Consider the following 7,435-nt stretch of genomic DNA (forward strand, 5'->3'; position numbering starts at 1 on the left):
TAAGTAGGTAAGACCCCTTGTAGATGACGAGGTAGATCGGTCTGAGGTGTAAGCACAGCAATGTGTTTAGCTGACAGATACGAATCGGTCGAGGGCTTCTCCTACGCAACAACATCATTTCCTATCCGATTTTGGAAGTGCGAAAGCATTCCTTACAAAAAGTAAATACGTCTGGTAATCATAGCAGAGGGGTTCCACTCGTTCCCATCCCGAACACGACCGTTAAGCCCTCTCACGCTGATGGTACTTGGACCGCAGGGTCCTGGGAGAGTAAGTAATTGCCAGGCANCAAACGAAAGCCTACCATTTGGTAGGTTTTTTTGTTTATGGAGTTTTGTAAGGGGAATGGTGGAAAGAAACAGGACTTGTTTAACAAGTTTTGAGAAATGGTGGTTGGCTATCTGTGAGTCCTCTTTTTGATCTCACTATGTTTGGATGGAGAGAGATGGAGGGTTAATGTTTCCGGTGAATTTTGGGAGTTTATTATTGAACGTGCACAATTTCAGGTTCCACCAATACCTTTTAAATGTATAAACTTTTTCCTGAACTCTTCTTTGCGTAGGGATATGAGCCAATTTTTCATCCCAATATTAAGAGGTAAGCTCCGAAAGAAAGGTGAGACGGGAGACGTCTCATAGGCCAAACTAAATTTTTTTATGATGTTTCATAATAGTGAAAGGTCAGGTTCCCTATAATAAACCTGACCTTTTTTATATTTAAATTTCTTTATCTGAGTTTATTTGTTTTTCATGAAACGCTTTTCTTTTCCTTTCCTCTCTATCATTAGAAATCCCCAATTGCCCATAGGATTCTAAAATAGATTGGCTTACTGGTTCATTGGTATCACCTTGTTCATACATTTCAAAAGTCGAATTTGTAACAAATTTTTCTTCTTTTTTCTTTCCTTCACTTAAACCCACCATATCACCTTCTATCTTTTTTGTATTTTGTTTCGTTAAAGGTACAAAAATACATTCTATATAATGGCAATGCGTTACCAATTTTGTTGGGGATGTATCAACTGACAAGAACAAATTTGAATCAATGAAGTTTCTATTCAAAAATTATACATATAAAATTCCGTAATGAGGCATAAATCATTCCGATTTAATGTTTCGTGTGGTGTAGTTACTATTTTCTTGTTATGATAGACAAATGACTGTTGGAGCATTGTCATATTTTTATAGGTCTTTTTTCGTTAAGATGGAATAATAAATACTTTTTATTTAGAGGGTTCTACATATAGATATTTACCTTAATTGAATGAGGAAGGGACTTATGCAATGGATAAAGTGTTGATTTATTTTCCCTTTGAACTTGCTAAAAAAGCAGATAGTGGATCAAAAGTTCGCCCCCTTAAGATGATAGAAGCTTTTGAGAAATGGGGAAGGGATCGAGATTTAGACGTAATCGTGGTATCTGGAGAGTCCAAAGTAAGAGAGGAAAGATGGAATGAATTATTGCGCCAAAAGTCTTTAACGAATGTTCGGTTTTGCTATGTAGAAAATCAGACCATCCCTATCTGGCTAACAGATAAAAATCACATTCCAAGTAAACCATTTATTGATCGTAAAGTGTTCCAATATCTAAAACAAAATCAAATTCCTATGGGTATTTTTTATCGTGATGTATATTGGAAATTCGATGATTTATATCCACTGAAGGGACTTAAAAAGAACCTTATGCAGTGGCTTTATCGAAGAGAAGAAAAGTTTTATGAGAAGTATGCAGATGCAATTTTTCTTCCCAGCTTAGAAATGGGGAAATATGTAGATATCAATCGAACAAAAGTTGCCCTTCCTCCTGGTGGAAAAGAAGTAGTATTTCGGAAAGTAGATCGAGGAGACAATCAAGTTCGGGCCATCTATGTAGGTGCTGTAAAACATGCTGATAATGGTTTGCCTTTGATGCTGGAAACGCTGGAACGTATCAGATTAGAAGGATTGCCATTATCCCTTACTGTTGTCTGCCGAGAAGCGGAGTATCAAGGACTAGCAGAAACCCAGAAAGAACAGATGAAAAAACTGCAAGTAGAGGTAAAACATATATCTGGTGACGAACTTGATACGTTGTATGAAGAGATAGATTTTGCATACCTGCCAAGGACCAAAAGTACATATAATGACTTCTCTGTCCCTGTGAAATTAGTAGAATATCTCTCGAACTATCTACCTGTATTAGCTAGTAACTGTACTGCTCAACAACGTTTTGTAGAAAGCGGACCTTATGGTGTTGTTGCAGGAGCTACAGTCGATGAAATGGTATCTGCAACGAAAACGATGATGGATCAACATCAAACGTACTTAAACACGATTCAAGAAAAGTTTTTAACAGATAATTCGTGGATGGCTCGAGTACAAACAGTTAATCACACATTAAACAAAATAAAAACGGAGTTATAGCTATGAAAATCGCCTTATTTGCCCCTAGTTCATCTACACATACCCAAAAATGGGCACTAGGATTAAAACGAAAAGGCTTAGAAGTTTGTGTCATTACCTTTGCCAATCATTACTCAAAGGGGCACGCTGAAAAAATTGAAACTTATGCATTGCCGCAGTATTTGCCAGGTAAACTTTCTTATCTGACAACTGTTTTTGCTCTCCGCAGCTTACTTACTCAAATAAAGCCTGATATTGTTCATGCCCATTATGCATCTAGCTATGGTTTTGTTGCAGGACTTGCTCGGATACATCCACTCTTTTTATCTGTATGGGGGAGTGATGTTTTTCAGTTTCCTAAAAAGGCATTGAATAAACGGATATTATCTTTTTCCCTTTCTTCGGCAGATGTATTGTGTTCTACTAGCCAAGCGATGTTGGAGGAGACAAAAAAATATACAGATAAAGAGATTGAATTGGTTCCATTTGGTGTAGATACGGATCATTTCAAACCTAATTCGATGCATAAATCAAGCGGCGAGTTTCATATTGGTATTGCCAAGAGTCTGAAAGATATTTATGGCTTCCCAAAATTGATTGAAGCATTTGCAAAACTAGTAAAAGAAGAAGATAATGTTCACTTGGTACTCATTGGTGATGGACCAGAAAAAGAACGATATCAGAAAATGGTGGATGATTTTGGGATGCACGAAATGGTAACATTCGTTGGCTTTGTACCACAAGATGATTTGCCACAACTCCTTACACAACTGGACTTGTTTATCCTTCCATCAGAAAGTGAAAGTTTTGGTGTTTCTGCTTTAGAAGCACAAGCATGTGGGGTTCCAGTAATCGTAAATAATGTGGGTGGGTTACCCGAAGTTGTCAAACATGGAGAAACAGGTATTATTATTCCCAACAATGATCCAGAAGAGATTTATAAAGGAATCAAAACATTATTAAACGATGATTACAATCGTCATCAAATGGAAATAAATGCAGCCAAGTTTGTCAGAGGAAATTATCAATGGGATGATTGTGTTCAGAAAATGATTGATCTATATGAAAAAAAGATGTCCAAATGAAAACCAAACCGAAATAAGGTAAAGGATGGAATAAATAATGAATGAAGAAGCGAAAAAATCGTATGCATTTTACGATTATCTAGCTTTTATGTGGCAAAAGAAGCTTTGGTTAATTGCGATTCCGTTGGTTGCGATTATCGTTGCGATAATCATAAGTTCGTTAACAAAACCGACCTATCAAGGATCTGTATTGTTTAATATTGCAGATGCGACAGATGATAAAGTAGCAGTACCAGATATCATCATGTCTAACTATCAAGATTTGTTACCGAAAGAAATCCAACCTTCTCTGCAAGTGATTGTCCCAAAATACAAGCAGATACAACTTCAGCTCAGTGGAAAAGATAAAGAGCAAGTGACAAAGGGATTTCAAGATGTGACAAAAGCTTACTACGCAGATCTGCAAAAAGTGTTTCAACAAAAAAGAGACTTATCCTCAAAGTATATGGAAACTTTACAACGACGTGTAAATTCCCTAGAACAAGCAGCTAAAGTAATTAAGCCTTCTTCCGTTAATATACAGACACTTGAAGCCTATACGAATTTGCATGAAGAGTTAGCAACGAATCAAGAACAGTTACAATCCAGTAAGTTGGATTTAGCTAGCTTGCAAGCTCCTGTCATTGTTCCGCCTAGTTCTCTGGATAATCTTACAGTTACGGAGAAGGCGTCTCCTTGGAAAGCGAATATTGCCATTGCATTACTTGCTGGTATCATCGTTGCCATTGTTGTTGTTGCACTTTGGAAATATATACTTGATGCCAAATCATCTCGAAACCAACAATTATAGGAGATGTAGCCTGTGTTGGCCCAATTAAAAAGATTAGCAGGAGACTCGTTTTTATATGCGTTGATGAGTGTAAGTACCAAATTAATTGCATTTGTTATGTTTCCGATCTACACACATTATTTGTTGCCTTCGGAGTATGGTGTTTTGGGGATTATTGATGGAACCGTAGCTATTCTTAGTTATTTTGTGATTTTTGGTACGGACACAGCATTAGCTTTTTATTATTTTGAAGAAAAAGATCAAGATAAGAAATTGCAATATGTACAAAATGTAATGGCTTTTCGACTACTGGTGGCTCTAGTAATTACGGTGATAGTACTATTAGCAGGCAATAATTTAGTACCATGGTTAAATATTGGCAGCAGTCTCATGCCGTTTTTTTATCTATCCTTGATGACTTTGGTGCTGGATTCAATCAATATACTGGCACTTACGGTTTATCGATATGAAATGAGAACACTACGGGTGGTATTACTCACTGTAGCCAAGATGTTATTTATCGCGATTTTGTCCTATATCCTGTTAATTTATTGGTCTGAATCGATCGGAAGTATCATTTGGGGAAGAATCATTAGTATAACGATTGTTATTCTTTTGTCAGGTAGGCAGATGTTGAAATATCTCAGGTTACGCTTTGATAAAGACATATGGATGAAAGTATTAAAATATGGTGCACCTCTCGTACCGGCATCTCTCTCTTTCTGGGTAATGGGTACTTCTAATCGTTATATTATTGCAACAATGGATAGTACTACCTCTGTTGGGATTTATGTTGCAGCCTTTCAATTTGCAACGATGATTAGTTTACTTACCTATGGAATACAGATGGCATGGCGTCCCTATTCGATGCAAATGAAAGATCATCCAGATGGTAAAGTATTCTTTTCTAAAGCGTATACGATTATTTTTACAGTGGGTATGGTTGGTATTGTAGCGGTGACAAGTGTAATGCCATTGGTCATTCTTATGCTAGATCCTAAGTATCAAGCTTCTTATCAATATGTTGGTTTTTTATCATTAGCATCATTTTTAAATTTTTTCTATATTATTGTGTCTTCGGGTTTATTGTTTGCCAAAAAAACGAAGTCAATCTCAGGCATACTGGTGCTTGCAGCACTCTTAAACATCGCTCTTAATATTGTGATGTATATACCTTTTGGGCTTTGGGGAATTGTTATATCTAATGTTATTGCATATTTACTTACTTGTATTTTGGTCTTTTTTCAGAGTCAAAAATACTATCATGTTCCTATTCAGACTGGTAAGATGTTGTTTTTGTTTATTCAAAGTGTAATTACAATATCTGCTATGGTTTATTTGCAAGTACACGATTTTGCTGGCTGGTATCAAATTTTCCCTTGGTTGTACTTTATCGCAACACTTGCAATATGTCGGATTGATCTTGTATTTAAAGGTTTAAAAACCAAGTAGTCATCAGGAGGAAGTTCTAGTGATCTGGATTCTTGTGTGGATTCTTACTCTTATCATCGGTGTTACATTACTTCATAAAAGTTCAGGTGGGCTGTCTTTCAACAAGCCTAATTTACACCTGGTGATCTTTGGGTATGTCTACCTAATTTCTAGTTTAATAGGCTCTTTGCTGATTGTACTAGAAATCGATCGTTCCTATATCATTAATAAACTTATGTTTCCTGAATCTAGACAACTTGGTTTTCTTTTAGTATGTGGTTCCTTCTTACTGTTTGCTTTTACCACTGTCATTGTCTCAAAAATCGTAGGGTTTAAGCCTGACCTTGAGTTCAATCGTTACTGGCATGCACCTGTAAATGAAGTTTTCTCATCGGAGAAAAATAAAAAATTATTTTTCCGTATTTTTTTAGGTTTGAGTGTTGTTAGTTTGTTATCTATCATTTACACATTGTTGCACACCAGTACCATCCCTTTGTTTTCTGCTATTTTGGGTAATACCGCAGATTTAGCCAAAGGTAGGATAGACGCTAAAGAAGGATATACAGGAATTGTCTATGTGAAAAATATACTAGCTATAGGACTGACTCCTTTATTATCTATAATATCCTTTGCTTATGCGTTAAAGACACACAGGTGGGCTTGGCGTGTACTTTTTGGTTTCTTATTTGTTGGTGCAATGATCATTCAACTCTACAACTTTGAAAAAGCTCCTGCAATGTTCTACATGATTATGCTTGTCTTAACTAGTATTTTTGTAGGAAAACTAAAACTTAATTTGCGGATCGTCTTGTTGTTTACCGCGATTGGAGTAGCCTATATAGTTGTAATGTATACTTTATTGGGTGCTACTGGAAGTTCCACTTTTCTCAATTATTCACAGGGACCGATAGGACGTATTATCTTGACACAGATTGCTCCTATGTACATATTTGTAGATCGCTTTGGTGAAGTTTATCCTTTTCTTCATTTATATGGACTTCCCGAATCTATCCTTAAATTGTATGATGTAGATCAAATGAGAGGTGCCAGAGTAATCATGATGGACTTGTTCCCTGATAAAGTACAAGAAGGGACTGCCGGGGTACTAAATACATTGTATGTTGGGGAAGCATATGCGACATATGGTGTTTGGAGTGTAGTATTTGCATCTGTTTATTTAGGAGTATTTGTTCAATTGCTGTATATTTTGTTTATCCGATTACCTAAACACCCAATCTTTATCAGTTTATTTGTCTACTTTATCATCAGTGTTCCACGAGCCATGGTGGGTGGTTTCTCCGATTTAGTGATAAACCCTATTTGGATTATATTATTTACGATGACCGTTCTTCCCTATGCTATTGTTCGTTTAAAAGAAACATGGCCAAAATCAATAAAAAAAATGAATAAAAGTAGTTGACTTTAAATTTTATACGTGCTATATTATTACTTGTCGCCGCGACAATGCGGATGACGCAAGAAAAAAGAAGTTGTTCCTTGAAAACTGAAGAGTGAGATCACAAACCTGTTAATTTTTTTAACAAGCTAGCAATAGCAAATGAGCAAGACAAGCTTTCTAACATGGAGAGTTTGATCCTGGCTCAGGACGAACGCTGGCGGCGTGCCTAATACATGCAAGTCGAGCGAGGAACTTCGGTTCCTAGCGGCGAACGGGTGAGTAACACGTGGGCAACCTGCCCTCAAGCCTGGGATAACTCCGGGAAACCGGGGCTAACACCAGATAATCTTTTCTTTCGCATGAAAGAGAA

General features: G+C 36.7%; 6 protein-coding genes and 3 rRNA genes. 8 read left to right on the plus strand and 1 reads right to left on the minus strand.

What is annotated here, in order from left to right; genetic code table 11:
• Positions 1-104, plus strand: a 23S ribosomal RNA gene (locus tag A3GQ_RS0120820); the annotation flags it as partial.
• Between the two features lie 66 nt (positions 105-170).
• Positions 171-287 (plus strand): 5S ribosomal RNA (gene rrf, locus A3GQ_RS0120825).
• 429 nt (positions 288-716) lie between these two features.
• Here the strand turns inward: rrf and A3GQ_RS27460 are convergent.
• The gene (locus tag A3GQ_RS27460; RefSeq protein ID WP_156877866.1) at positions 717-1,061 is read right to left on the minus strand and encodes a hypothetical protein; all 345 of its coding nucleotides are present in this window, start codon (positions 1,059-1,061) and stop codon (positions 717-719) included.
• Between the two features lie 222 nt (positions 1,062-1,283).
• Here A3GQ_RS27460 and A3GQ_RS0120835 point away from each other — a divergent pair, with 222 nt between their 5' ends.
• From A3GQ_RS0120835 to A3GQ_RS0120860, 6 genes are all read left to right on the plus strand, one after another.
• Complete coding sequence (locus A3GQ_RS0120835; protein WP_028778680.1) at positions 1,284-2,402, plus strand: glycosyltransferase; 1,119 nt, start codon at positions 1,284-1,286, stop codon at positions 2,400-2,402.
• 2 nt (positions 2,403-2,404) lie between these two features.
• Entirely contained in the window at positions 2,405-3,466 is a 1,062-nt protein-coding gene (locus tag A3GQ_RS0120840) for a glycosyltransferase (RefSeq protein ID WP_028778681.1), read from the plus strand.
• A gap of 37 nt (positions 3,467-3,503) precedes the next feature.
• Entirely contained in the window at positions 3,504-4,256 is a 753-nt protein-coding gene (locus tag A3GQ_RS0120845; protein ID WP_028778682.1) for a hypothetical protein, read from the plus strand.
• A 12-nt stretch (positions 4,257-4,268) separates the two neighbouring features.
• Positions 4,269-5,687 carry a lipopolysaccharide biosynthesis protein gene (locus tag A3GQ_RS0120850; RefSeq protein ID WP_028778683.1) on the plus strand — a complete coding sequence of 473 codons (1,419 nt, stop codon included), beginning with the start codon at positions 4,269-4,271 and terminating at the stop codon, positions 5,685-5,687.
• Positions 5,688-5,706: 19 nt separating this feature from the next.
• Positions 5,707-7,086, plus strand: a complete 1,380-nt coding sequence (locus A3GQ_RS25225; protein WP_051272195.1) for an O-antigen polymerase — start codon at positions 5,707-5,709, stop codon at positions 7,084-7,086.
• A gap of 158 nt (positions 7,087-7,244) precedes the next feature.
• Positions 7,245-7,435, plus strand: a 16S ribosomal RNA gene (locus A3GQ_RS0120860); the annotation flags it as partial.

The organism is Shimazuella kribbensis DSM 45090, assembly GCF_000428065.1.
GTDB lineage: Bacteria > Bacillota > Bacilli > Thermoactinomycetales > Thermoactinomycetaceae > Shimazuella > Shimazuella kribbensis.